The organism is Tunturiibacter psychrotolerans (genome assembly GCF_051013365.1).
Lineage (GTDB): Bacteria > Acidobacteriota > Terriglobia > Terriglobales > Acidobacteriaceae > Edaphobacter > Edaphobacter psychrotolerans_A.
Window position 1 is genome coordinate 2,147,779 of sequence record NZ_CP132941.1, and the last position, 23,175, is coordinate 2,170,953.

A 23,175-nucleotide genomic window follows, 5' to 3' on the forward strand; every position below is an offset into this window, starting at 1 on the left:
AACCAGAACAACGGTCCCTGCCTTTTTCGTGTAACTGATTTGTTGCGATTGAATTAGTGGTGTTCGCCGCCTATGTGGCCGTGTCCGTCACGCATCTCGTTGCCGTGGAAGTTTTCCATGTGTTCGGGATGAAAGTCGGCGCGCGGGGCTTCGCCACGGGCGGGGTATGGGCCGTGATAGCCGTGCTCGGGATGGAAGTGGTTATCTACGTGGCCGTAGAAGTGATCCGGGCCATGAAACCAGGGACCAGCACCGATGAAGACACCACCGCTAAACCACTCCGGGCCGTAGTAGCCGTAGGGAGCGCAGTTGTAGGGTGGGGCTTCGTAGTAGCCGTACGGGCACACAGGAGCAGGGCCGATGTTGACGCTGATCTGAGCCTGCGCTTTAGGTGCCGCGATTGCAAAACTGAGAGTAGTCACTGCAGTTGCTGCAAGAAACTTGAAAGCGTGCATGTTTCACCTCTCTCTGTTTAGAGAAAGTTGAACAAGAGAGAGTTGGCCCAAAAAAAAATTTGTTACAAGGCAACTCGGCGGCCTTTCTTATCAGGCCGCCGAGAGGAAAAGCATTGATTTTGTTGAAGATTAGCGAGCTGCTGTGGCAGGTTCCGCGATTTCGCTGAGACGCTTTTCGAGAAGCACTTCGAGATCGACGATGGCCTTGGAGAAGCCGTCGATGCCTTCCTTCAGCTTGTCGGTGGCCATGCGGTCTTCGGCGTGCATCTTGTCGAAGGTGGCCTTGTCGATCGGAATCTTCTTGATGTCCAGGCTCTGCGCTTTGGCGGGATCGAGCTTGCGTGGCAGCGTGCCCTCGGTCTTTGCAAGCTCTTCAAGCAGCTTCGGTGCAATCGTGAGAAGGTCGCAGCCGGCGAGTTCAGTGATCTCACCGATGTTGCGGAAGCTCGCGCCCATGACGACAGTCTTGTAGCCAAATTTCTTGTAGTAGTTGTAGACGGTGGTGACGGAGTGAACGCCGGGGTCGTCGGCAGGAGCGTAATCTTTGCCGGTGTCTTTCTTGTACCAGTCGAGAATGCGTCCGACGAAGGGCGAGATAAGGGTGGCCTTGGCTTCGGCCGCAGCGATGGCCTGATGAAGACCGAAGAGCAGCGTCATGTTGCAGTGGATGCCCTCCTTCTCAAGGATCTCAGCGGCACGGATGCCCTCCCAGGTGGAGGCAAGCTTGATCAAAACGCGGTCGCGTGAGATGCCGGCCTTGTCATAGAGGGCGATGATGGCGTGAGCCTCATCGATGGACTTCTGGGTGTCGTACGAGAGGCGGGCGTCAACCTCGGTGGAGACACGGCCGGGAACGATGTCGAGAATTTTAAGGCCGAAGGCGACTTCGAGAGGCCGGAAGGCGGTTGCAGCGACTTCTTTATCCGAGACGTTGGCGCCTGCTTCCTTGCGCACCTTCTTGAGAACCTCATCGACGACGGGCTGGTATTCAGCCTTCTCGGCGGCGGCGGCGATCAGCGATGGATTCGTGGTCGCATCCTGTGGGCGGAACTGCTGGATGGCGTTGAAGTCTCCGCTGTCGGAGACGACGGTGGTGTAACCGCGAAGCTGTTCGAGTAACGATGCCATAACATTTCTCCTTGGCTGTTAGTACTGATTTTATCAAGCTCTTGGCGATTGCGCTGTTTGTTAGAGCGCGGGAGGTGTCATCCGGCGGCAAACTGATTTTCGAGAACGCCGAGACTGTCTATTTCAACTTGGATGCGATCTCCCGGAAGAACGGCTCCTACTCCTGCGGGAGTTCCTGTGGGAATGAGATCGCCAGGCTCGAGTGTCATGGTGGCGGTGATGTAGCGGAGGAGTTCGGCGATGGGGAAGATGAGGTCGCGGGTGGAACCCTGCTGCTTGACGACGCCGTTGAGCCGCGTGGTGACGGTGACAGGTGAGGCGGCTGTGTCTCCGAATCCGCAGGGATCAATCTCGTCTGAGACGATGGGGCCGACGGGGCAGAAGGTGTCAAAGCCCTTCCCGCGCGTCCATTGGCCGTCGGACTTCTGGATGTCACGTGCGGTGACGTCGTTGACGCAGACATAGCCACGAATATAGGGGCGGACGTCTTCGTCGGGGCCGATCCTGTAACACCGGCGGCCGATGACGATGCCGAGTTCCCCTTCGTAATCAACGCGATTGGAGATGGCAGGCATGCGGATGGTGCCCTTGGGACCGAGTAAGGATGAGGGCGGCTTGAGGAAAAGAAGGGGTTCGGAGGGGACCTCGTTGCCCAGCTCGGCGGCGTGATCGCGGTAGTTGCGGCCGACGCAGAGAATCTTTGAGGGCGTGACCGGAGGGAGCAGATGCAGGTCATCGAGCGGGGTTGGGTCGAACTCCACCGCAAGGGTGGGGATGGGAACGCCGCCAAGGATGCGGGAGTTCAGGTCTTCCTGCGGGGCCTGCATGGGAAGCGTGGCCCAGAGGGCTCCGTTGCGCTTCTCCACCAGGGCATAACGAGGGAGAAAGGTGCCGTTTTCAGACGACAGATACTTGCAGTAACGCATGTGTTTTTTTATTGCTCCCTTAATGTTTCCTGCACATCGGCGCTTGGAGCGCTCTCGTTCCCTGAGGCATCGACCGCGGTGACGCGATAGGCGTAGCGATGACCGGGAACGGCTGTTTGATCGCGGTAGGCAGGACCGACGATCGGAGTTGAGTTCAGGCGTGTCGCTGATCCCGCAACTTGGCCCGCTGAAGTAACTTCCTGACGATACACACTATATCCTGCGAGGTCCGGATCTATGTCAGGGGTCCATGAAAGATCGATGGAGCGATCAGACGGCGTGGCGCCACCGGCTATGGCTTCAAGCCCGGTAGGGACTCCGGGGGGGAAGGTGTCGAGCATAGTGACCGTTACCGGCGAGGAGAGGTCGCTGCGGAGTTCGAGCGCATGGCCCTGAAGGGAGACCTCGCGAAGCCGCCGCGCGGTATAGCGGTAGCTTTCGCCCTTCTGTGCGGTCCGGTCGACGGTACCGCCTGCATCGACTGCTGCTTTCGTCGTCTCCAGTTTCACCTCGCCTGGAGTCTTCGACGAAGTCATTGGCACCGCTTGTGATTTTGCGGCGGTGGATTTTGCCGAGCTAGAAGTCGAAGGAGGCGAGGTTTTTCTAAGTCTGCTTCGAGACGCGGGCTTCGATGCGGCGGGTGAAGTGGGATTGGCCGGACCGGGAGGTGCAGTCGGGCTGGCGGACGTGGCCAAAAAGCGGTTGAGTTGCACCGGCGAGGTGGTGTCTTTCTTCTGCCACTCGAGCTGAACACCTTCGCGGACTGAGGTCGCGTGGAGCTTCTCGACCGACGGAGGGGCCGCACCCGCGGCGGCGAAGGCTTCGGCGGAGAGTCCTGCGGATCGGCCGTGCGCGTTGAAGAGCTGCACCCGGTAGGCCAGAAGGGAGGCGGGATCCACGGTCAAGGATGAGGGTAGGTTCTCTTCGGCATGACTGGGCCCGCTCGAGACCGGGAGGCGCGTAACTACAGTGCAGGCTGGGGTTGAGGGAACCGCCGGTGGCGGGATTGGAGCAGTGACGCGGCAGATCTCTGCTGTCATTGCACCCTTGATCACGAGGTGATCGGTGGTCTTCTCCGGGGTCGTCCAATGAAGCGTGACCTGGTCGCCGGTGCGGTCCGCGGTGAGATCGTGTACGACCTCAGGCAGATTGAGGGAGGGAGCGTGCGGCGGCCCGGGACTGGCACAGCCTGCAACAAAGGCAATTGGTAGCGCTCCGGCACCTAGGGTCAGCCATCGACGGGTCAGCGGATGGCAGAGGATGGGCAAAAACTTCATTGGTCTGTGACCATCATAGGGCTGTGACCATCATAGGGCAGAGACCCGGCTCGGGGAGAGATCAGACCACCGCTGGGAAAAAAAACGGCATCCAATCCAGAAAGTAGAGTCACCCGTACATCTTTTGATCGGGTTTCAACGTCTGTTGGCCTAGCGAATAAAACTATGAGCAAAACTTCCTCCTCCTCCTCCATATTGGCAACTGCAGAGATCTCCGGTCCGTCCGATACCTTTATTCCCGGCGGGCGAGCGAACTCGGCAGTCGACGTTCGACATCTTCAGGTAGATGGAGAGGCCGCTGAGTCCTTCATCGCTGAAAAGAGAATCGGCGAGCGCATCAAATACCTGCGACTGAAGAAATCGATGGGACTGGTGGAGTTGGGTCGCCATACCGGCCTCTCGGCGAGTTTTCTGTCGCAGCTGGAGACCGGTCGCGTGGTGCCAACGCTGCGCAACCTTGCGCGTATCGCGATGGTCTTCTCCAAAGACCTCAGTTATTTTTTCGACCCGGAGCCGCAGACTTTATTTCGGGTGCATCGCCGCGACGACCGGGTACGTCTGCCCCAGACTGGCGCGGACGACCCCGCCTATTTCTTCGAGAGCCTGGGGTATCTGGTTCCCGACCGTCAGCTCGATCCATACTTTGCGGAGTTCCTCCCCGAAAAAGAGGGCCGTTCGCCGCGAGCCCACCAGCATGTTGGCTGCGAGTTTCTCTATCTGCTCTCGGGCTCCCTCGACGTTCGGCACGGCGAGGTGACGCATCACGTGGAGGCAGGGGATGCGGTTTACTTCGACGCGAATACGATCCACAGCTACATGTGCGCCGGCAAGACGCCCGCCACGGCGGTGATCGTAACATTGCAGCATCCAGTGTTGATGCAGCTTGGAAGCGGAAACAAGCAACCGAACGGGGTCAATGGAAAGGTTCGCAGCGTTCCGGCTGCGATTCTCCCGCAGTCAACATCTGCAAAGAAGGTTTCTTCGCAGATGCACTGAGTCGGTCGTGGGGTGAGGCGAAGTTTCGATCGAGCTTTCGCTCACGCTATGGTTTTTGCAGCAGGTAGCTTCGGCAGCTCTACCTTCATGACGTCGAGCCGCTGAAGGACTTTGCGCGCCAAACCGGTGAGAGGCAAGGAACCGAGCCGGCGGGTCAGCACCCAGTGCAGGTCGCTCTTTGAAGCGGGAACGGATCGGCGCAGGCCACGGTCCTGGGGTCCGCTGGCGGCGTAGACCTGTACGTAATAGTTCGTACTCGTAATGGCGTGGCGAAGGCGCAGCAGCGGCTCGCGTCCTTGAACGGCGTCCTGTGGCAGTGGGGGCAACTCGTACATGCTCGGCATCAGGCTGGAGTCGTCGGCGCGAAGCTGTAACAGAACCTCGGTGAGGGTACCGCGCTTGCGCAGGCTGAGCAGATAGGCCGCTGGGCGACTTAGCTGCGCTGCTCGTGGCAGCGTGAGATGCTCGCCGCGTGTCTTGCACATTCCATACACAGGGCATTGCAGACAGAGCGGAGCACGGGGGAGACAGATCGTCGCGCCGAGCTCCATCATGGCCTGATTGTGGCCGCCGGCTGAGTTGGTCCGTTCGCCCTTGCGCCGGTTGGGCACGAGTGCGGACGCCTGCTTCTGGACGAAGGCGCGGCCGACCGCATTTTTTTGTTCGGGACGCCCCGTGAGACGCAACAACACCCGCTCCACGTTGCCGTCGACTACGGCGATGCTCTCCCCGAAAGCGATACTGGCAATGGCCGCGCTGGTGTACTCGCCGATGCCGGGTAGTGTGCGTAACTCCGCGGACGTACTGGGCAGAACACCGCCGCGCTCTTTCGTGAGGAACTGTGCGGCCTTGTGGAGCATGCGCGCCCGGCGATAGTAGCCAAGACCCGACCACATGGCAAGCACTTCGGCCTCAGGCGCGAGGGCCAGAGCAAGGATCGTAGGGAAGCGACGCAGGAAGGCATTATAGTGTTCGACGACAGCCGCAACGCGGGTCTGCTGCAGCATGACCTCAGAGAGCCACGTGCGATAGGGATCACTGACGTTCCGCCATGGGAGCTCCCGCGCGTGGGTGCGGTACCAAGTGATCAATCTTCGCCGGAAGAGAGGAGCGTCGAGTGTTGCACTTCTCGGAGCAGCGCGCTGCATTCGATCTTCGTTGGGTGTTACTGGCCTGGGTAGGGAAGACATCGCAGCAAGTCTATAGCCTCGTGAATCGGGAGACAGCTAAAAATTACAAAGCGGACGGTACGGCCGATGGGGTAAGAGCACAAACGCGAATTCCGGCGATAAGGGACGCGGCTGACGTTCGCCTCTAACAGTTTTGATATTTCCAGTTACGCTGCTTTCCCTCGGCGATCCATTCGACCGCAGTCGCTATGCGCTTTTCGCGTGTCTCCTGGCGTTTCGCGTCGGCAATCCAATCCACGTATTCGCGTTTGGCGCTTGGGCTGAACGCGGCGAAGACTTTCGCAGCTTTTTTGTCTTTCTTGAGAGCAGCGAGCAGCTCCGAGGGTGGTTCGACGGCAGCCTTCGGAGCCTTTACCACCTTGTGTCTGGCTGCGATCGGGCTGGTGTACTCGCCGCGGTCGATGAAGGCCGCGGCCTGGCGGATCAGGCTGAGCATCTGCTTGTTGGATGGCAAATCCTTGATGTTGGTGATGCGGCCGAGCGAACCCATGCCGCCCTCCTGGACGACGCCGGCCTCGCGCAGCACCGCGCCGATCTCCTCGCCCCAGAAGCCGAAGCTGCAATGCTCTTTGAAGGCGGATATATTGCACAGAATTGCGCCACGATATTCGAAGAAGGGACGGCTCCACTTTATGGTCTCTTCGACTTCGGGGCAGCCTTTGTGGACAAGCTCGCGCAGATACTCCATGATCGGCAGCGCGAAGGGGCGCACTCTCGCGAAGTACGCATCAACCTTGGGATTGAAGTTTGCAGCTGGCATCCGCTTGGACTCCTGTTTTCAGGACAGCAGTGTACATGCTTCTAAACCGTGTCGCCCTCTTTGGTCTTCGGCACGATGGGCTGGGGTTTGATCGGGTAGGGTGGGCCTTTGGAGAAGACCTTCTGCATCTCGGAGTCGTAGCCGTAGATGTCGTCGAAGAAGTGGACCTCCCCGCCGTCCTCAACGATAGCCGTAAGGTAGAAGATCACAATCGGAAGTGGCGTTTTGAGGCTGACGGTCTTGTTGTCCGGGCCGCTGTTCATGGCCTCCTGCACCTTGTCGAGATCCCAGTCGCCCTGCCCCTGCAACACCCATGCGGCGAGGTCGGCGGGCTTCTGTACGCGGATGCAGCCGTGGCTGAAGTCGCGACGGGTCTGATCGAACAGCGAGACAGCCGGCGTGGAGTGCAGATAGATGTCGTACTGATTCGGAAAGATGAATTTGACTAAGCCGAGTGAGTTCTTCGGGCCCGGCTTCTCACGCACCATTACGGCGCCCTGCGCTACCTGCTTGGCGGTGTAGTCGGTTTGGAGAATACCCTTGTTGTTGGTCACCTCGAAGTTTTTGCTCGCAAGATAGCCGTGGTTGGCCTCCATGTGCGGCACCAGCTCCTTGCGTGCAATGTCGACCGGAACACTCCAGTAAGGCCGGAAGACGAGGTACTTCATCATGTGCGTGAATACAGGCGTTTCGTGCTGTCCCATCACCTTCCCTACGACGACCCGCATAGTGAAGTCGAGTTTATGATCGGGGTCAAAGCCGCGCAGCACGAATTCGGGCAGGTTCACCATTAGACGCGCATGCAGGTATGGCTCAGGGAGCCAGCGCCAACGTTCGAGCGAATCCTGCAGCTGCGCCACGCGAAAGTCCATTGGGACGTTGAGCGACTGGATCGTCTGCGGCGTGAGCTTTCCATCTTCGGTAAAGCCATGACGATGCTGGTAGTGTTTGACGGCCTCGGACAACGAAGAGTCGAAGGTCGTCGTGTTCGGAGACGATAATGCTGCGCTGGCCTCTGCGTCGCCTTCGAGCTGGAGCCTGGTGAGGAGAGCAGTCAGCGCGGGGTAACTGCCACCCACCGAGATTGCCTTCGGAACTGTCGGCAGCGGGTCTGCATGCGCTTCGCCCTGCTGTTTCGCGAGAACCATGTAGTGTGCCAGCGCGGCTTCGGTCTGGCGGTATTCGTCAGAGTCTGGCTCGACCCCGGCGATGAGCTTCGGCACATCGGTAGCATCCACCGCGTTGTCGGAGACGAACTCGGCCAGGTCATACTTCTTGTCCTGGACGGGAATCTCAAAGTTGAAGCGCGATGGATTGACACGGCCGATGCGCAGGTCTGAGATGTAGCGCATGACGTTGACGGTCATGGCTACATCGAAGAGCGAGATGGCGTCGTCAGACTTACTGTTGAGCGCCTGAACGCGGTCTGCCCAGCGTGGGGCGTCGTAGTCCTCGGGAATCAGGCCCTTCGATGCTGCATCCTGAAAGGCCTGGATAAAGCCCTTCGCCGAAGCAGTCGGTGCGCCATCGCGGGTCCACGCCACCTCATAGTTGCGATCGTCGTAGAAGGTAGCCACGATGGATTCGTAATCGGAAAAATTCGGCCAGCGCAGATTCGGGACCTTGGTGGTGTCGACCTTCTCTGGCGGAAGCGCCTTCTTCTCGACCATCTCGTGCAGCTTGTCGGCATAGGCCGTCGTGTTGGGTTGAGACTTCGACTTGCGATGACGGTGGCATCCGCTTACAAGCAGCAAAACCGTTAGAGCAGATGCGGTACAAGCGAAGCGGAAAGAGACTTTCATCATTACGTAGGAGACCATCCTTCGGGAACACGACAATTTTATGAGTCTGCCGACCTATTATGCAGTATCTCTTGAGAATTCGAGCAAATCCCTGTCAGCAAACATTGGCAATCCAGATACAGTTCCCACCCCGCGAAAGGATTTACCGCGCAATCTCCGGCAGCAAGGAGACGCAGAGAACCGCCTGCAGGAGAAGGATCGTGCCTGACAGTGCGAGGAACATCTTGCGTTGACGCATCTCGAGCACATCTGCGAAGACTCCGCCCACAAACGTGAACAGGAACGGGAGTGCCCAAACCCATGGCTGCGATACCGTCTGCGTCGTTACCAGAGGAAAGAGCAGCAAGACCATAACCAGCGGCGCGGTATTGCCGAAGTAGCGGCAGCGCCGGATTGAAACATAGAGCAGGAGCGCCACGAGCGTAGCGACAATGATGGGGGCATTTGTAGTGTTGAGGAAGAATCGCCTCACCCCGTCGAGCGCGAACCAGAACCGTGCTCCACCGCCGGTGAAGACATAACTGAAGGGAGCCACGCGGAAGGCATAAGACGCAAACAAGATTGCCAGCGCGCCGACGGCGGAGAAGACGAGGATCTGCATGACGTAGCTGCGCCGGCGCTGCGCCAGATACATCATCCATACCACCGCCATCACAAAGCCGATGATTGCCGCGAGCAGATGCGCCGCCGCAGTAAGCCCCAGCGAAAGAGTGAGCAGAGCGATTCGCGGCCTCCACTTGCGCCGCGGTCCCTGCATTGCGTGAGCGACGCCCATGGCGGTGTACACCAACCCGTAGAGCCCCCACATCGCCAGAACTTCGTTGTTAGGCGTGACGGCAGACCGAATAATGGCGGGGCAAAAGCAGTAAAGCCCCAGGGCGAAGAATCCGCCTTCATTTCCGAAGAGCCGCCGACAGACCCACCACAGACCGCCGCCCAGCCAGATGGCGAAGAAGATAAACGGCAGATGGAGAAGGTACTTGACGCTGAAGAGTTCGTGCCGCGCCTCCCACGTCGAACCATGGAGTGACCCCTGCGCATAGAGCCGGTTCTCCGGCTTACGAAGCTTGTCCGCACCGAGCATCACCATGCGCTGTAAAGTCAGAGGCAGCCCAGCGACGCGATAGGCAAAGGTTCCGTCGCCGTTGAGATTGCCGCATGTGGTGAAGTAACCAGCCAGCGGCGAAGGCCGCTCCCACATCTCGCGCCCACATTCGGCGTAGCGATAGTCCTGCTGCGACAGCTGCTGCCGGCTCACAACCCAGAGGCACTCCGCGAGAAAAACCAGCAGGAGCAGCCCAGCCATCTGCTGCGGTCGTCCGAACTTAATGCGGGGGAGCTTCATTCCCATCGTGAGGTAGGCCGGCCTTTATCTTTCCTTCAATCTGATCTCGCATCCGGCTTTCCGGCTGCAACTAGCGTCCACTTTGTCGCTCAACTTACACGGCCGAAGACATTCAGTGGCCGCCTCTTCGAGTGTATCGTGAGAGATATGCAGTCGCTTTCTTTCACCCCTGGCCTTGCCTTTCTCTCCGTTAACTCGCCCATCGTTCCGTGGACCGTGGTCTTTGAAGATGAAGGCGTCGCTGGATACTTCTATGCGTGCGACCGCTCGCAGGAGTTGCACGAGCACAGCATTATGGACGCAATGCTGATCTACAACGTGGCCGCTCTGGCCAAGAGCGACGCCGAGTTGAAGCGTCCTGAGCCACAGCGCATCGCCTCGGTGGAGTGGTCACGCGACGGGCTGCAGGCGGCGCTGTATCTCGACGGAACTGCGCAGGCGCTCTACGACTTTGAAGCCCGCTGCGGCTACTGCCGCATGGATTTTCCCAACTTCATGCCGGAGGAGGGCGATACCTGGCGCAAATCGAGCCACGCCTGGTCGGATGCCGCCTTCCAGCGCTTTGAATCGAATCTCTACGCTTAAAAGGAGACACCCAAGGTCAGTCCAGAAACAGCTTCTCCACATCGAGCCAGTCGTTGACGCGTTTGAATCCCGTCACCCCGGCATTGTGGGGCGAGCTGTAGAGGATGCCTTCGCCCTGAAAGCGGCGCAGCTGCCGCGGGTTGTCGTCGATCAAATAGTCAGCGCGGAGAATGCTTTTGTCACCGCAATAGACGATGTGCGATGCCGGGATAAATGGAAAATGCTTCGCCAGCCAGCGATACTTGGCCTGAAACGAGGTCGGAACCTCCATCGCTGCAGTCGCGATAAACACCTCGTAGTTCATGTGTAGCCGCTGCAGAACACGCTGAGACTCAGGCATCACAGCCAGCACTTCGAAGAAGTCTTCTGAGCGCAGATACGCGTCGAGCACATCGTGACGATCGGTGGAGACTACATCCCACAGCCACTTGCCCTGAAGATCCTTGAGCGTAACGTTTTCGCCGAAGTGCTTGTTGTAACGCAGCAGATGCTCCCCGAGCGCATCTGCCATCACCTCGTCCATATCTATGCAGATTCTTTTCACCGAACCTCGAAGACTCCTTCTTCTACTTGCTAAAGAGACCGAATAATAGATGCTGCGATGCTTTCCACTGGAACCGTCTTACGTTGCGGGGCGTCCCGCGCGGGATCGTAGTACAGCAACCGGCCACAACTCTCACAGGTCATCATCGTGTCGTCGTTGCTACGGTCGCGGAGGTCGTTCCAACGCTGCGGCCGCACCATCATCTGGCAGGCCATGCACTTCTGGTTGAGCGCCTCAGCCACTGCTGTCCCCTTCGCCTTTGCGATGCGATCATAAGTCGAGAGTGCTGCCTCGCCGATCTCCGCGCGCACAACCGTGCGCTTCTCTTCCACCGCTGCGAGCAGTGTCTTATCAAGCGCAACTGTCTCTGCCGCTCGAACACGCTCGCGCTCCAGAGTTGCGGTCGCATCAGTAACAGCTTCATCCGCGAGTTTTTTCTGCGCGTCTAACCCCTCGCTGCGCTCCATGCTCTCGATTTCAGCGTCTTCCAGCTTACTGATCTCCGCCTGAGCAAATGCAATCTCGTGTTCGAACGCCGTTACCTGCACGGTCGTCGTGGCCAGATCCATATGCTTGCGCGTGCGTTCGATCTTTACCTTCTGGTCTTTGACGTCAGATTCCTGCCTCCGCCGCAACGCCTCTTCTTTTGCGATGAGATCGACGATGACGGCACGCTGTCCTTGCGTTGCCTTCGCTTTGGTTTCGAGCGCCGCCACGTGCTTCGGCAGCGCAACCATCTCATCGCGCAGCCGCTTCGCCTCGACGTCGTGTGCCTGCAATACGATTAGCTTTTCAAGATCCGGATGCATCCCGCGGCTCCTTTCTACTCGATTCGATCACTGAAGCAAATTGCCAACAGAGGAAGACTCGAAGTCTAGCACTGCAGTCTCTACTTGTTAAGTATGCGCCTCACTGCTTGTCGACGTTGACGTAGTACAAATCGGTCGCCACGTCGAACTGATCTTTCGTAAGCTCCGTCTTCATGGACTGCCATTCGGTGGTGGGACGGATCGTCTCCCAATGCTCCTTCAAGCCTACGCGCACCGGCATGGCAAAGTCTTTTTCATCGGCGTCCCAGCGATACTGAACGCTGCCCGCTGACTCGTCGAACTTCAGCTCGAGCGTCGGAATCGCTGTGTGCCGCAGATATTGATCGAAGACAGGAGTCAGGTTCATCCCGGTCCGCTGGCTGAAGTACTGATCAACGTCTTCCGTCATGATGTTCTGGTATTTGAAGCGTTGATAGAAGCCGTGGATCAGCGCAAACCAGCGGGTATCGTCGTTGACGATGCTGCGCAGCGTGTTGATGAACAGAGCGCCCTTGAAGTATTGATCCTGCGGCGGCTCAGCGTTGGTGCCGCGGGCTGTGATGATGGGCCGGTCGTTTTTTACTTTTTTCTTCAGCGCGTTGACGTACTTCACCTCGTCGTCGTGCCCGTAGTTGTACTCCACGTAAAGGCATTCGAGATAGGTCGTCCAGCCCTCGTGGATCCACATGTCGGACTTGTCGGCGGCCGTAATCGCATTACCGAACCACTCGTGCCCACTCTCGTGGATGATGATGAAGTCGAAGCGCGGACTAATGCCGACGCCTGTCCAGTCGCGGTCGAGATAACCATTGTGGAAGTGATTGCCGTAAGCGACGGCGCTCTGGTGCTCCATGCCGGCGTAGGGAACCTCGATGAGTTTGTAGCCATCTTTCTTGAAGGGGTACTCGCCGAAGTAGTGGTAGTAGGCCTTCATCATGCCCGGAACCTGCGCAAACTGGCGCTTCGCTCCGTCGAGATTCTCAGGCAGAACGTAATAGTCGAGGGCAAGATCGCCGAACTTGTCGTCGAAGTGAACGTAGTTGCCGATGTTTAGGGCGACGTCATAGTTATTGATGGAGTAATGCACCTTCCAGTCCCAGCGCGTGTAGCCATCGCCGAGATCCTTCTTGCCCATGAACTTTCCATTCGAAACATCCATCAAGCCGTTCGGAACGGCAACGTTGATCTCCATGCCCTCCTGCGGCTCGTCGCGCCATTGATCCTTATTCGGCCACCAGACGCTGGCGCCGGTCTCCTCGCAGGCGGTGTTGATCCACGGGTGTCCGGCAGTGTCCTGCTTGAAGGTGAAGCAGCCGAAACGGCCGGTCTCCACCGGGCTGCCTGAGTAATGGACTTCGATGGAGTAGGTATGGCCGGCGCGCAGGGTCTTCGGAAAATCGACGAAGAACGTGCCCCCATCACGCTCGTACTTCAGCGGATCTTTGCTCATCTTAATGCTGTCGATCTGGAGGGTAGGGAAGAGCTCGAGTTGGATGCGAGTACCATCTGCCAGCATCTTGAAGCGAATCTCATTGCTGCCGCTGATAAATTTCTTCTCGGGGTCGACTCGGAGATCGAGGTGATAAAAGAGAAGATCATTATTCGCGCGATATGGACCGTAAGCGCCGCGTAAGAGATCAGCGTGGGTGGGCTCTTTAACCGCTGGCGGAGCGATCGCGTTGGCAGCCGGGTTCTCCGTCTGAGCGAAGGCCGACGAGATACAACTGAACAAAAACAGAATGTTGAGAGACCGATTGCGACGCGCGTGCAAAGACATTGATTTAAGCCTATCGCGATTCCCCTGGAATTGCGTAGAGTTCAATTTCTCTGATCCACAAGGGCTTTCATCGCCAGGCTCTCCGTCGTGTCCAACTCCGCCAGGCCCTTTGCGACGCCCGCGCGGTCCTGCTCTGAGCGGTTCTGGCTCACCTTCCATTTGCCTTCGAGTCGCTCGATGACCATCTCCAATCCAACGATGCCCTTTATCTGCGACGCGACATAGTCCGCTGGAGCATCTTCAATCTTCCAGGGAGCCGGTAACTCGGCTTCGTGAATCGTCACCAGACTTTCGAGATGGGCCATCAGCCAATCGCTGTCTTCGATGACCCTGAGATGTCCGTAGGCGTGAACAACCGCATAGTTCCAGGTCGGCACCACTTTTCCGCTCTCTTGTTTTTCCGGATACCACGAGGGCGTGATGTAGTGCTGTGGGCCGGAGAAGATCGCAAGCGCCTCAACCTCAGGTGTGAAGTCGCGCCACTGCCGGTTCGCTCGCGAAAGATGGCACTTGAGACGTCCGAATTCAGTGCCATCCCGTTCGAGCACCATTGGAATATGCGAAGCGAAGAGGCCAGTCGCCCCCATGGTGACCAGCGACGCAAACGGCTGCTCTTCCATGAGTTTATGGATGACGGGAATGCGGGTCTCCTGATTTGGCCGGGGAATGTACATAGCCGCTCCTCAAAAATAGCTCTGGCTAGAACCTATCACCACCGCCGAGATGGCAAGTTTCCGCGAATCCTGCAACTTTCGTGTACAACTCTCTGAATCCCAGCCGATATCAATACAATCGAATAAACCACACATGGCAGCCACAGTAGTCGAACTCCCCGAGGCGCAGCTCTCAGAAGCGCATAAACCCGAGCACCACCCGACGGTCGACCAGCCATGGCGGCCGCGAATCAATCCGTGGATCATTGCCATGACGGTAACCCTGGCGACTTTTATGGAGGTGCTCGACTCCTCCATCGCCAACGTCGCTCTCCCCCACATCGCAGGAGGCCTGGGGGCCACGCAGGATGAGGCCACCTGGGTGCTCACCGCGTATCTGGTCGCCAACGCCATCATTCTTCCTGCCGGCGCCTACATGACCACCTTCATCGGGCGCAAGAAGTTTTACATGATCTGCGTCGCTCTGTTCGGCATCAGCTCCGCGCTCTGCGGCTTTGCTCCCTCGCTGCCAATTCTGATCTTCTGCCGCATCCTTCAGGGAATCGGCGGCGGCGGACTCGCTCCCTCGGAGCAAGCAATTCTCGCCGATACCTTTCCGCCGGAGAAACGTGGCCAGGCCTTTGCGATGTACGGCCTCGCCGTGGTCTGCGCACCCGCAATCGGCCCCACTCTCGGCGGTTACATCACGGACAACTTCGATTGGCGATGGATCTTCTTCCTCAACGTGCCCATCTGTCTGATCTCGCTGTTCCTTACATCGCGCATCGTCGAAGATCCGCCCTGGGTGAAGAAGCAGGTCGAACAGTCGCAGAAGGGCGGCATCAAACTCGACTTTCTCGGCTTCGGTTTGCTTGGCCTTACCTTTGGCTCACTCGAGTTCATCCTCGACAAGGGTCAGGAGGACGACTGGTTTTCATCGGGCCTCATCACGTTCTTTACCGTGGCAATGGTCGTTGCATTCGTATCGATGATCTGGTGGGAGCTCAAGCAGCTTCGCGACGGCCATCGTCCCATTCTGAATCTAACGCTCTTCAAACGCCGAAACTTTTCCATCAGCTTCCTGTTGATGTTCGTACTCGGCTTCTCGCTGTACGGCACAACTATCCTGATCCCTCAGTTCGTCCAAACGCTGCTCGGCTACACAGCCGAACTTGCGGGGCTAGTGCTTTCGCCCGCGGGCCTGATGATGATGTGCATGATGCCCGTTGTCGGCATTCTGGTTGGCAAGGTCGATCCACGCAAGCTGATCGGCTACGGCTTCGTCATGCTGACGCTCTCGTTAATTACGATGCATACGCTGAACCTCGGCGTGAGCTACGGCTACCTGGTCTTCGTGCGCTGCTTTCAGGCATCCGGCCTCGCCTTCCTGTTCATCCCGATCAACACCATCGCGTACATTGGCGTGAAGCAGTCCGAGAATAACGATGTGTCCGGCCTGACGAATCTGGCGCGTAACATCGGTGGATCCGTTGGAACAGCGTTCGTCGCAACCATGCTCACTCGACGGACGGCGAATCACGAGACCAACATGGTCCGCAACCTGACCTCAGGCAATCAGTCATTTATGAATCGAGTGGCGAAGCTCAAAGGCATGTTTGGCGGCCACACCGGTGGCAACCCCATGACTGGCGCTGGATCCCACACCGCACAGGCTTATCTCTACAACGAGCTCCACCGCCAAGCCGGCATGCTCGCCTATCTCGACATCATCCAGTACATGGCCATCTTCTGCGCCTGCATGCTACCGCTTCTCTTCTTCATCCCGCGGCCGCCGAAACATGCAAGTCCCTCCGCCGGCCACTAACGATTAAGAAGATCGGCCGCCGTCTGCATCGCGGAAAAGGCATTGAAGGCCCAGCTCCGAATACAACCATGTAGGCCGTGCCTCAACGGTGCGTTTTCATTCTGCGTAACACCCGTTTGACATTCAACTTCCCCGGGGCGCAATCTCTTTGCGTTATTGGAATCGGTGCACTTGCACCATGGAAGCACGCCGGAACTCCGGCTCGTCCCGGCAGTGATTCCCGGACCATATCCACAAGCTTTAGCCTCAATCCGGCCCCTGCCTACGAATGTCTGGGCGCCATCCCCTCGATTCCACCCAGCTCACGGGAGGAACGCATCTAAGCTGATGCACACTCTCGTGCCCCCCCGTCTCAGCAGGCCTTTATGGATTCGTTACGACTTAATGACGAACTCATTATGGTCAGCTCACTACGCTCTGGATATCAGTGTCCAGTAGCCTCGGTAGGTTCTTAAATTGGCCGCCGCGGCTGTAAGGATTGGAGAGGCAGCAGTGAAAAACAGAAAAATATCACGTGGTCAGCGATTTTGTCTGACAGCGTTCAGCTTTGCGGCAGGGCTGACGCTTTTTGGAGGAAACCTTGTGGCTCAGGCACCAGGGCCGAATCTACAGACAGCCGTAGAGAACACCCAGGTCACTCCAGACCATCAAACAGCTCAAGACCGGAAGATTCAACAACTACAGGATCAGCTGGAAGAGATCCAGAAGCAGCTCACGGAGCTCAAGCAGGCCAATGCCATTGAGCCCGAGACTCATCACGTCACGACAGCCAAGGCTTCTGCCTCTTCTTCCGTCATGACAGAAGCGGAACCGGAGGTCACCGATCCCAACAACCCGCACTCGGAGCCATTCGCCTTTGCCGACTTCACCTGGCTCACCGGCAACGCGCGCACCAAGGATACTCCGTATGCGACCAAATTCTTTACCCCGGAGATTCGATCCGATGTGAGCTACACCTACGACTTCCGCCATCCGCAGGACGACACCATTGTCGGATCGAGCGAAGTCTTCCGGTCCAGTGAGGTGACACTCACGGACCTTGGAATCGGCGGCGATTTCCACTGGGACAATGTACGGGCCCGCGTTTTGACCCAGATCGGTCTTTATGCCACAGCTACGCCGCGCAACGATGCCAGCCCTGCGCGCGGCCAATGGGACCTCGCAGACGCCTATCGCTATGTAGGTGAGGCAAACGCCGGCTACCACTTCAACGTGCAACATGGCCTCAACGTAGATGCCGGCATCTTCCTCTCCTACATTGGCTTGTTTTCGTTTTACCAGTTCGATAACTGGGCCTATCAGCCGTCCTATGTGTCTTCAAACACGCCCTGGTTCTTCAACGGCGTGCGCGTGCAATGGTTCCCCACTGCCAAGCTGAAGATCGAACCCTGGTTCATTAACGGCTGGCAGTCCTACGGCCGTTTCAATAACAGGCCCGGACTGGGCGGATCGATCCTTTATCGGCCAAACGGGAATTGGTCGATCGTCGGCAACCAGTACGGTTTTGGAGAAGATGCGCTGGGCATAGCGTCGCGGACCCGCTACCACACCGACGATAGTGTTCAGTACAAGTACTATGAGCGGCACGACTCCTTCATCAGCAAGGCAGCCGCAACTCTGACCGGTGACGCTGGTTGTGAGAGCGGCGGCGGCGTGAGCTGCTTTGGCAACGGGAAGACTGGGCCAAAGCAGAGCTTTCTCGGCTTCATGGCCTACGATCGCCTTTGGTTCGATCGTGATCGTTTTGGCCTGACACTTGGCGGAGGACGCATCAACAACCCAGGCCGTTACCTGGTCCTGCTACCACCGATCAATGGAGCGACGGCGGCTTCGGGCACACCATATTTCACGGAGAATCCCGGCGATAAGTTCAAGGCGTGGGACACCTCGGTTACGGCAGACTACATGCCGAGCCAGTACTTCACCTATCGGCTTGAATATAACCATCGTGCGGCGAACGTGCCTTACTTCGCGGGACCCGGAGGAGTAACGCCGCCTGGCGGAAACACCGGAGCCCCTGGGTCCGTTGTCCCTGGCTGGAGTCCGGACCTTCGCAACAGCGAGAACCGAATAACAGGTGCCCTGTTGGTGAAGTTCTAATCTCCGCCACATCATGCAGTCTACGAGAGCCTTAGGCAAACCCGCCTGAGGCTCTCTTGTCTGTTTAGCAATTTATTGCGCGACGGGCGACTCTTTGGTTGGTGATCCCAGCACAGGCTTGTCCAAGCCGCGAACAGCCGCGCCCATCTTCCCCTGCAGATCGAACACAATCACTTCATTGCGTCCCTTCACCATCCACGGAGCCGGAGCATAAAGCGTCTTCTGCGGACCAACATTCCAGATGCGGCCAAGGGCATGGCCGTTCAACCAAAGTTCGCCCTTCGCGAACTCACTTGTGTCGAGGAAGGTATCACCCACAGTGTTGAGATCGAAGCTGGCGCGATAGAAACAGGCCCCATCGCACGGCTCCTGTGAGAACTTCAGACCCGTCATGTCGTTCATGGGCAACGGATACATCTCCCAACCTGTCAGCTCGTTGCCGTTCAGGGTCACCCGCTTCGTAATACCGGCACGCTCACCGCCGATAGCTTTGCCGAAGTTGATGCGGCCTGTGTTCTCCACCAGAATGTCCAGACGCGCATCACTGCCGATTGCAGGGAGCGTCAGACGATCCTGCTTCAATCGCCGATCCAGCGTTCCGATCAATTTGCCATCCAGATAGACCTGCGCATAGCTGTGAAGCTCATCCAAAACAAGCTCCCCCTGCGACGCCCCCTTCAACGTGGTGCGATACAGAATGTAGCCATAGGCCTGGTCAACATCCTCCATACTCAAAGGATGTTCCGATCGAATTGGCGCAGGCAGGTTCTTCCACAACGAAGCAGCCTCAACCATTTTCGCTTCCGGGGTTCGAACTGCCGCCGCAACCTCAGGCACCGGTGGCGGAGTCACGCCAGTGGATTTTGCGATGATGTCGCGAAAGACGAAGTACTTCGGTGTTGGCCGTCCGCCCTCGTCAAGAGCAGCGTCGTAGTCGTAGCTGGTGACATCCGGTTCATAACTACCAGCAACATCTCCGTTGGCTCCGTTCATGCCTCCGAAGCTTGTGCCGCCGTGGAACATGTAAAAGCTCACAGAGTAGCCATGAGCCAGCATCCATCGCAGATTATCCGCCTGTTTGTCGGTATGCGTCTTCGCGTGGTCCGCACCCCAATGATCAAACCAGCCAGCCCAATACTCGCTGTTTATAAACGGCCCATTGGGACGGACCTCTTTCAGCTTCGCAAACGCCCGCTCCGCCGCACCATCTTCCTCTCCGCCAAAATTAATTCCGACAGGAAGCTCCGGCAGCGAGCCGTCCCGCACTTTGTCCGGACCATCTGCGGTGTAGAGCTGCGACTGAGTGAATCCTGCATCAACCAGAGCCTTGTGAATCTGCTCCATGTAGGCATGATCATTACCGAACGAGCCGTATTCGTTCTCCACCTGCGTCAAAATGATCGGGCCGCCATTGCCGACCTGTAGCGGAGCCAGTTCCTTGCCCAATCGTTCTATCCATCGCGCAGCAGGCACCATGAACTTTGGATCTCTCGTACGAACGACGGTCGCATGATCTTTCAGCAGCCACGACGGATACCCGCCAAACTCCCACTCCGCGCACACGTACGGGCCTGGCCGAAGAATTACATAGAGACCTTCCTGCTGAGCCTCGCGCACAAACTCTGCGACATCATTGTTCCCCGAAAAGTCGTATACCCCCGGCTTCGGTTCATGCACGTTCCAGAAGACGTACGTGGTGATTGTGCTCAACCCCATCGCTTTCGCCATTCGGAATCGCTGGCGCCAATCCGCTCGCGGAATTCGTGGATAGTGCATCTCTCCCGAGATGACTTGAAACGGTTTGCCATCGAGCGCAAAGTGGTCGCCTTCGACCGTGAATCGATGCGACTTGGGAGCCTGTGCAAATCCAATAGCGCCAAGCAGAAGAACGGCCAACAACAAAACGGGAACTCGAGATCGCACTCAAACCTCACACCTGCAAAAATGGGCGGAGGCCCGCAGTACTCCGCGGGCCTCGAAATCATCGCCAATTTTACGCTTATACCGGAAACGGATTTCGCTCGCTGAACTGCACCTGGTGCCAGTATGGATAAGCCTTCGGCAAATCACTGGCCTTATCCAGCCGAGCAACCTGCTCTTTTGTGAGTTCCCAGCCGATGGCCCCGAGGTTTTGCTTCAACTGCTCTTCGTTTCTCGCGCCAACAATCAAAGTTGAAACTGTCGGCCTCCGCAACAGCCAGTTCAGCGCGATCTGTGGCACCGTCTTGCCGGTCTCTTTCGCAATCTCATCGATGGCGTCGATCACGGTATACAGATACTCTTCCGGAACCTGCGGCCCCGCATCGTTCACGATCTTCGAGTTCAATCGGCTGTCTTTGGGAATGCCTGTTTCGCGACGGATCTTGCCAGTCAATCGTCCCCACCCGAGCGGCGACCATACCAGTGCGCCCACACCTTGATCAGCCGCCAGCGGCATCAACTCCCACTCGTAGTCGCGGCCCACCAGCGAGTAATACACCTGATGGCCAACATACCGAGACCAACCATAACGCTCGCTGACGCTCAACGACTTCATCAAATGCCACCCTGAAAAATTCGAACACGCAATGTAACGAATCTTGCCGTCACGCACCAGGTCGTCGAGAGCGCGTAGCGTCTCTTCCACCGGCGAGGTCGCGTCGAACGCATGCAGATGATAAATGTCGATATAGTCGGTGCCGAGCCGCTTCAGCGAGCGTTCCGCTGACTGAATCAGGTGATAACGCGACGACCCTACGTCGTTAGGCCCTTTGCCAAACCGAAAGGTTGCCTTCGTCGAGATCATCACGTCGCGCCTTTTGTGTTTCGCAAGCGCCTTTCCAAGCGCCTTCTCGCTCTCTCCGTCCGAATAAATGTCCGCAGTATCGAACAAGTTCATTCCTGCGTCCATGCAGATGTCGACGATCCGGTCGGCTTCCTCCTGCGTCGTCTCCGACCAGGCTTTAAAAAACTCATTGGCTGCGCCGAACGTCCCTGCACCGAAGCAAAGCTCCGGCACCTTCAAACCCGATTTACCAAGCTGTCTGTATTCCATGGAAATTCAGATGCAGCGGGCCATAGCTCCGCTGTAAATTTTTAGTGATCTCTTGCTCCGCGTGGCGATCGACATCGTCTCTGATCCTTCAGCCAGCCATTTGAATATAGGTGAGATAGGGCTCGTCCCCGACCGAGGTAAATGGCACCATCTTTACCGGCCCATTCGCACTTTGCAACGTCCACTCGCCGCTGCCCGCCCGTTGTATCTCCAGCACATGCGCTTTGCTCGCAACCACCGGCTCCGAAGCGAGCGCAAACAAAACTCTCGGTCCAAACAGCACCCCGACCGTGTCGGGACGCGCCTCGTCCAACACCTCGAACCGCGGCTTCATCGGCAGTTGCAGCTCCACCGTATCGCCCGTCCGCCACTTCCTTCGCACCGTCGCAAATCCCGCCACCACGGCCAACCTGACAGGCTTTCCATTCACCTCCAGCGAAGCCCCCTCCGCCCACGCAGGAATCCGCAGCTTCAGCGCGAAGGAGACCGTATGCGACGCCTTCATCCGCAGCCGCACCTCCGGCGTCTCCGGGTAAGTGCCCTCCAACTCCATCTCAACCTTTGTCTCGCCCTCGCTCCACCGCAAAACAGAAGGCAGGTAAAGATTCACCCACACGGCTCCCGGCTCGTGAAAGTACCCGTTGATCCAATAGTCCGCAACAACCTGCGGCAGCGTCCCCGAACAACACGGCCACCGATGAGTCGAATAAACTCGTTTTCCTGCCGCTCCCAACGCTCCCTTCGCCGAGTCTGACCCAGCATTTGCTGCGGGGCATGAGTGATAGTCCGAATAGTAGAAAGCATGTCCATCCGGCTGCAACGGCATAGCTCCCAGAACAGTGTTGTACATCACCCGTTCCATGCTGTCACCGCAGCGTCCATCTCGCGTGCATCGCAGCAGATACCGGGTCAACTTCATATGGGCGTAACTGCCGCACGGTGTTTCGAAGCTATTGTGACTTCGCGCAAGGCTCGCGTGGACCTTACCCGATCCCGGCGCCTGCAGCAGCTCATCCGGCCCCCATCCTCCGGTCACAAAACTCTGGGCAAGCAACATGTCGAAGCCGTTCTTCGCCGCCTGCAGATGCTTTTCGCTCCCCCCAACCATGTATGCCTGCATCGCCGAACACAACGCATTCACATAGCTATAGGCGTGCTTGCCGCCCAACACATTCTCCCCGCGGGCAAGCGGATCGAAATAGGTCGTGTCATCCAGATAACGCTCTGCCATCTCGCGATAGGCAGCTCCCTCCGGTCCCATTTGTGCCGATACAAGATACAAATTTTCGGGCATCGTATAGCTCTCGTCCCACGTCCAGGACGCATCCTTACCCTCTCGCCAGACCACCTCCCGATCCACGGCATGCCCCGGCAACTCCGGCAGGGCGGCCTTTCGCGTACGTTCGAGAATTTCCAGCGCATCGCTATCCCCGGCAAGCCTGTGCGCATCCATAAGTCCGCACACGAGTTTGTCGAAGCAGTACGCCGGAAAGCGGTTGTTTGCGTAGTATTCCGTTGCAATCGTCTGCGCGTACAGCCTGTTCAACCGCACAGCGCGTTCCCGCAGCTCCTGATCGCCACTGATCGCATACATCCGCGACAGGGCTGAAACCCACTGTCCAAATGTCGCGCTTGGAGCCAGCCCCGCGTCATCCCTTCTGTAGTTGTAGTCCGCCTGATATTGATACCATCCGCCAAGATCCTCGCCCGGCGCATCCTGCCCCACCATCTTTCGAAAGGGCATCAACAAACTATTGTCGCTAAGCCCCATCAGCACTGTACGCACGTTCTCCATTTGAGCGAGATGCAGCGGGCTCTTAAGCGTCACCTGTCCATAACCCACCTCTTCAAGTGGTCGCGCAACCGCCGCAGCGAACCCGACCCGCTGCATTGCCCCACCTGCGACCACAGCAGCGGCGCCTTGCAATAACTCTCGTCTGTTTATCCCAGTGCTCACACCTGCATTCTC

At 57.8% G+C, this 23,175-nt stretch carries 19 protein-coding genes; 4 read left to right on the forward strand and 15 right to left on the reverse strand.

Going from position 1 to position 23,175, the window contains the following annotated elements:
- Positions 1–53: 53 nt before the first annotated feature.
- From RBB76_RS09120 to RBB76_RS09135, 4 genes are all read right to left on the reverse strand, one after another.
- Complete coding sequence (locus RBB76_RS09120) at positions 54–455, reverse strand: hypothetical protein (RefSeq protein ID WP_429627735.1); 402 nt, start codon at positions 453–455, stop codon at positions 54–56.
- Between the two features lie 129 nt (positions 456–584).
- Positions 585–1,583: a transaldolase gene (locus RBB76_RS09125; protein WP_429627734.1), complete on the reverse strand. Its 999-nt coding sequence runs from the start codon at positions 1,581–1,583 to the stop codon at positions 585–587.
- A gap of 77 nt (positions 1,584–1,660) precedes the next feature.
- Positions 1,661–2,509, reverse strand: coding sequence for a fumarylacetoacetate hydrolase family protein (locus RBB76_RS09130; protein ID WP_429627733.1), 849 nt, complete (start codon positions 2,507–2,509; stop codon positions 1,661–1,663).
- An 8-nt stretch (positions 2,510–2,517) separates the two neighbouring features.
- On the reverse strand, positions 2,518–3,786 hold the full coding sequence (locus RBB76_RS09135; protein WP_429627732.1) for a fibronectin type III domain-containing protein: 1,269 nt from the start codon (positions 3,784–3,786) through the stop codon (positions 2,518–2,520).
- Between the two features lie 165 nt (positions 3,787–3,951).
- Between RBB76_RS09135 and RBB76_RS09140 the strand changes: the two genes are divergently transcribed.
- Positions 3,952–4,782: a helix-turn-helix domain-containing protein gene (locus tag RBB76_RS09140; protein WP_429627731.1), complete on the forward strand. Its 831-nt coding sequence runs from the start codon at positions 3,952–3,954 to the stop codon at positions 4,780–4,782.
- A gap of 41 nt (positions 4,783–4,823) precedes the next feature.
- Here RBB76_RS09140 and RBB76_RS09145 read toward each other — a convergent pair whose 3' ends face one another.
- The 4 genes from RBB76_RS09145 to RBB76_RS09160 all read right to left on the reverse strand — a co-directional run bounded on the left by RBB76_RS09145 (position 4,824) and on the right by RBB76_RS09160 (position 9,879).
- A complete protein-coding gene (locus tag RBB76_RS09145) occupies positions 4,824–5,930 on the reverse strand; it encodes an A/G-specific adenine glycosylase (RefSeq protein ID WP_429627730.1) in 1,107 nt (368 codons plus the stop codon).
- 166 nt (positions 5,931–6,096) lie between these two features.
- Positions 6,097–6,732, reverse strand: coding sequence for a YdeI/OmpD-associated family protein (locus tag RBB76_RS09150; RefSeq protein WP_429627729.1), 636 nt, complete (start codon positions 6,730–6,732; stop codon positions 6,097–6,099).
- A 41-nt stretch (positions 6,733–6,773) separates the two neighbouring features.
- Positions 6,774–8,537, reverse strand: a complete 1,764-nt coding sequence (locus RBB76_RS09155; protein ID WP_429627728.1) for a L,D-transpeptidase family protein — start codon at positions 8,535–8,537, stop codon at positions 6,774–6,776.
- Positions 8,538–8,676: 139 nt separating this feature from the next.
- Entirely contained in the window at positions 8,677–9,879 is a 1,203-nt protein-coding gene (locus RBB76_RS09160) for a hypothetical protein (RefSeq protein ID WP_429627727.1), read from the reverse strand.
- Between the two features lie 147 nt (positions 9,880–10,026).
- Here RBB76_RS09160 and RBB76_RS09165 point away from each other — a divergent pair, with 147 nt between their 5' ends.
- Positions 10,027–10,464 carry a DUF2251 domain-containing protein gene (locus tag RBB76_RS09165; RefSeq protein ID WP_183981394.1) on the forward strand — a complete coding sequence of 146 codons (438 nt, stop codon included), beginning with the start codon at positions 10,027–10,029 and terminating at the stop codon, positions 10,462–10,464.
- Between the two features lie 16 nt (positions 10,465–10,480).
- On the opposite strand, the gene RBB76_RS09170 is transcribed toward RBB76_RS09165, so the two are convergent.
- The 4 genes from RBB76_RS09170 to RBB76_RS09185 all read right to left on the reverse strand — a co-directional run bounded on the left by RBB76_RS09170 (position 10,481) and on the right by RBB76_RS09185 (position 14,268).
- Positions 10,481–10,987: a 5' nucleotidase, NT5C type gene (locus tag RBB76_RS09170; protein WP_429628885.1), complete on the reverse strand. Its 507-nt coding sequence runs from the start codon at positions 10,985–10,987 to the stop codon at positions 10,481–10,483.
- A 50-nt stretch (positions 10,988–11,037) separates the two neighbouring features.
- Positions 11,038–11,817, reverse strand: coding sequence for a zinc ribbon domain-containing protein (locus RBB76_RS09175; protein WP_429627726.1), 780 nt, complete (start codon positions 11,815–11,817; stop codon positions 11,038–11,040).
- Between the two features lie 100 nt (positions 11,818–11,917).
- Positions 11,918–13,594, reverse strand: coding sequence for a M1 family metallopeptidase (locus RBB76_RS09180; protein ID WP_429627724.1), 1,677 nt, complete (start codon positions 13,592–13,594; stop codon positions 11,918–11,920).
- 41 nt (positions 13,595–13,635) lie between these two features.
- The gene (locus RBB76_RS09185) at positions 13,636–14,268 is read right to left on the reverse strand and encodes an FMN-binding negative transcriptional regulator (protein WP_429627723.1); all 633 of its coding nucleotides are present in this window, start codon (positions 14,266–14,268) and stop codon (positions 13,636–13,638) included.
- A gap of 133 nt (positions 14,269–14,401) precedes the next feature.
- On the opposite strand from RBB76_RS09185, the gene RBB76_RS09190 reads away from it, so the two are divergent.
- Positions 14,402–16,072 carry a DHA2 family efflux MFS transporter permease subunit gene (locus RBB76_RS09190; RefSeq protein WP_429627722.1) on the forward strand — a complete coding sequence of 557 codons (1,671 nt, stop codon included), beginning with the start codon at positions 14,402–14,404 and terminating at the stop codon, positions 16,070–16,072.
- A 582-nt stretch (positions 16,073–16,654) separates the two neighbouring features.
- Positions 16,655–18,172 (forward strand): outer membrane beta-barrel protein, encoded by a 1,518-nt coding sequence (locus RBB76_RS09195; RefSeq protein ID WP_429627721.1) that lies wholly within the window; start codon positions 16,655–16,657, stop codon positions 18,170–18,172.
- Positions 18,173–18,244: 72 nt separating this feature from the next.
- Here RBB76_RS09195 and RBB76_RS09200 read toward each other — a convergent pair whose 3' ends face one another.
- From RBB76_RS09200 to RBB76_RS09210, 3 genes are all read right to left on the reverse strand, one after another.
- Positions 18,245–20,095, reverse strand: a complete 1,851-nt coding sequence (locus RBB76_RS09200) for a glycoside hydrolase family 35 protein (RefSeq protein WP_429627719.1) — start codon at positions 20,093–20,095, stop codon at positions 18,245–18,247.
- Positions 20,096–20,171: 76 nt separating this feature from the next.
- On the reverse strand, positions 20,172–21,206 hold the full coding sequence (locus tag RBB76_RS09205) for an aldo/keto reductase (RefSeq protein ID WP_429627718.1): 1,035 nt from the start codon (positions 21,204–21,206) through the stop codon (positions 20,172–20,174).
- A gap of 88 nt (positions 21,207–21,294) precedes the next feature.
- On the reverse strand, positions 21,295–23,163 hold the full coding sequence (locus tag RBB76_RS09210; RefSeq protein WP_429627717.1) for a beta-L-arabinofuranosidase domain-containing protein: 1,869 nt from the start codon (positions 23,161–23,163) through the stop codon (positions 21,295–21,297).
- Between the last annotated feature and the right edge of the window lie 12 nt (positions 23,164–23,175).

Coding starts and splice junctions, on each gene's coding strand:
- RBB76_RS09185 (WP_429627723.1), bottom strand. CDS start 14,268: ATGTACATTCCCCGGCCAAATCAGGAGACCCGCATTCCCGTCATCCAT.
- RBB76_RS09120 (WP_429627735.1), bottom strand. CDS start 455: ATGCACGCTTTCAAGTTTCTTGCAGCAACTGCAGTGACTACTCTCAGT.
- RBB76_RS09160 (WP_429627727.1), bottom strand. CDS start 9,879: ATGAAGCTCCCCCGCATTAAGTTCGGACGACCGCAGCAGATGGCTGGG.
- RBB76_RS09205 (WP_429627718.1), bottom strand. CDS start 21,206: ATGGAATACAGACAGCTTGGTAAATCGGGTTTGAAGGTGCCGGAGCTT.
- RBB76_RS09130 (WP_429627733.1), bottom strand. CDS start 2,509: ATGCGTTACTGCAAGTATCTGTCGTCTGAAAACGGCACCTTTCTCCCT.
- RBB76_RS09145 (WP_429627730.1), bottom strand. CDS start 5,930: ATGCAGCGCGCTGCTCCGAGAAGTGCAACACTCGACGCTCCTCTCTTC.
- RBB76_RS09190 (WP_429627722.1), top strand. CDS start 14,402: ATGGCAGCCACAGTAGTCGAACTCCCCGAGGCGCAGCTCTCAGAAGCG.
- RBB76_RS09155 (WP_429627728.1), bottom strand. CDS start 8,537: ATGATGAAAGTCTCTTTCCGCTTCGCTTGTACCGCATCTGCTCTAACG.
- RBB76_RS09135 (WP_429627732.1), bottom strand. CDS start 3,786: ATGAAGTTTTTGCCCATCCTCTGCCATCCGCTGACCCGTCGATGGCTG.
- RBB76_RS09150 (WP_429627729.1), bottom strand. CDS start 6,732: ATGCCAGCTGCAAACTTCAATCCCAAGGTTGATGCGTACTTCGCGAGA.
- RBB76_RS09170 (WP_429628885.1), bottom strand. CDS start 10,987: ATGGACGAGGTGATGGCAGATGCGCTCGGGGAGCATCTGCTGCGTTAC.
- RBB76_RS09180 (WP_429627724.1), bottom strand. CDS start 13,594: ATGTCTTTGCACGCGCGTCGCAATCGGTCTCTCAACATTCTGTTTTTG.
- RBB76_RS09140 (WP_429627731.1), top strand. CDS start 3,952: ATGAGCAAAACTTCCTCCTCCTCCTCCATATTGGCAACTGCAGAGATC.
- RBB76_RS09175 (WP_429627726.1), bottom strand. CDS start 11,817: ATGCATCCGGATCTTGAAAAGCTAATCGTATTGCAGGCACACGACGTC.
- RBB76_RS09125 (WP_429627734.1), bottom strand. CDS start 1,583: ATGGCATCGTTACTCGAACAGCTTCGCGGTTACACCACCGTCGTCTCC.
- RBB76_RS09165 (WP_183981394.1), top strand. CDS start 10,027: ATGCAGTCGCTTTCTTTCACCCCTGGCCTTGCCTTTCTCTCCGTTAAC.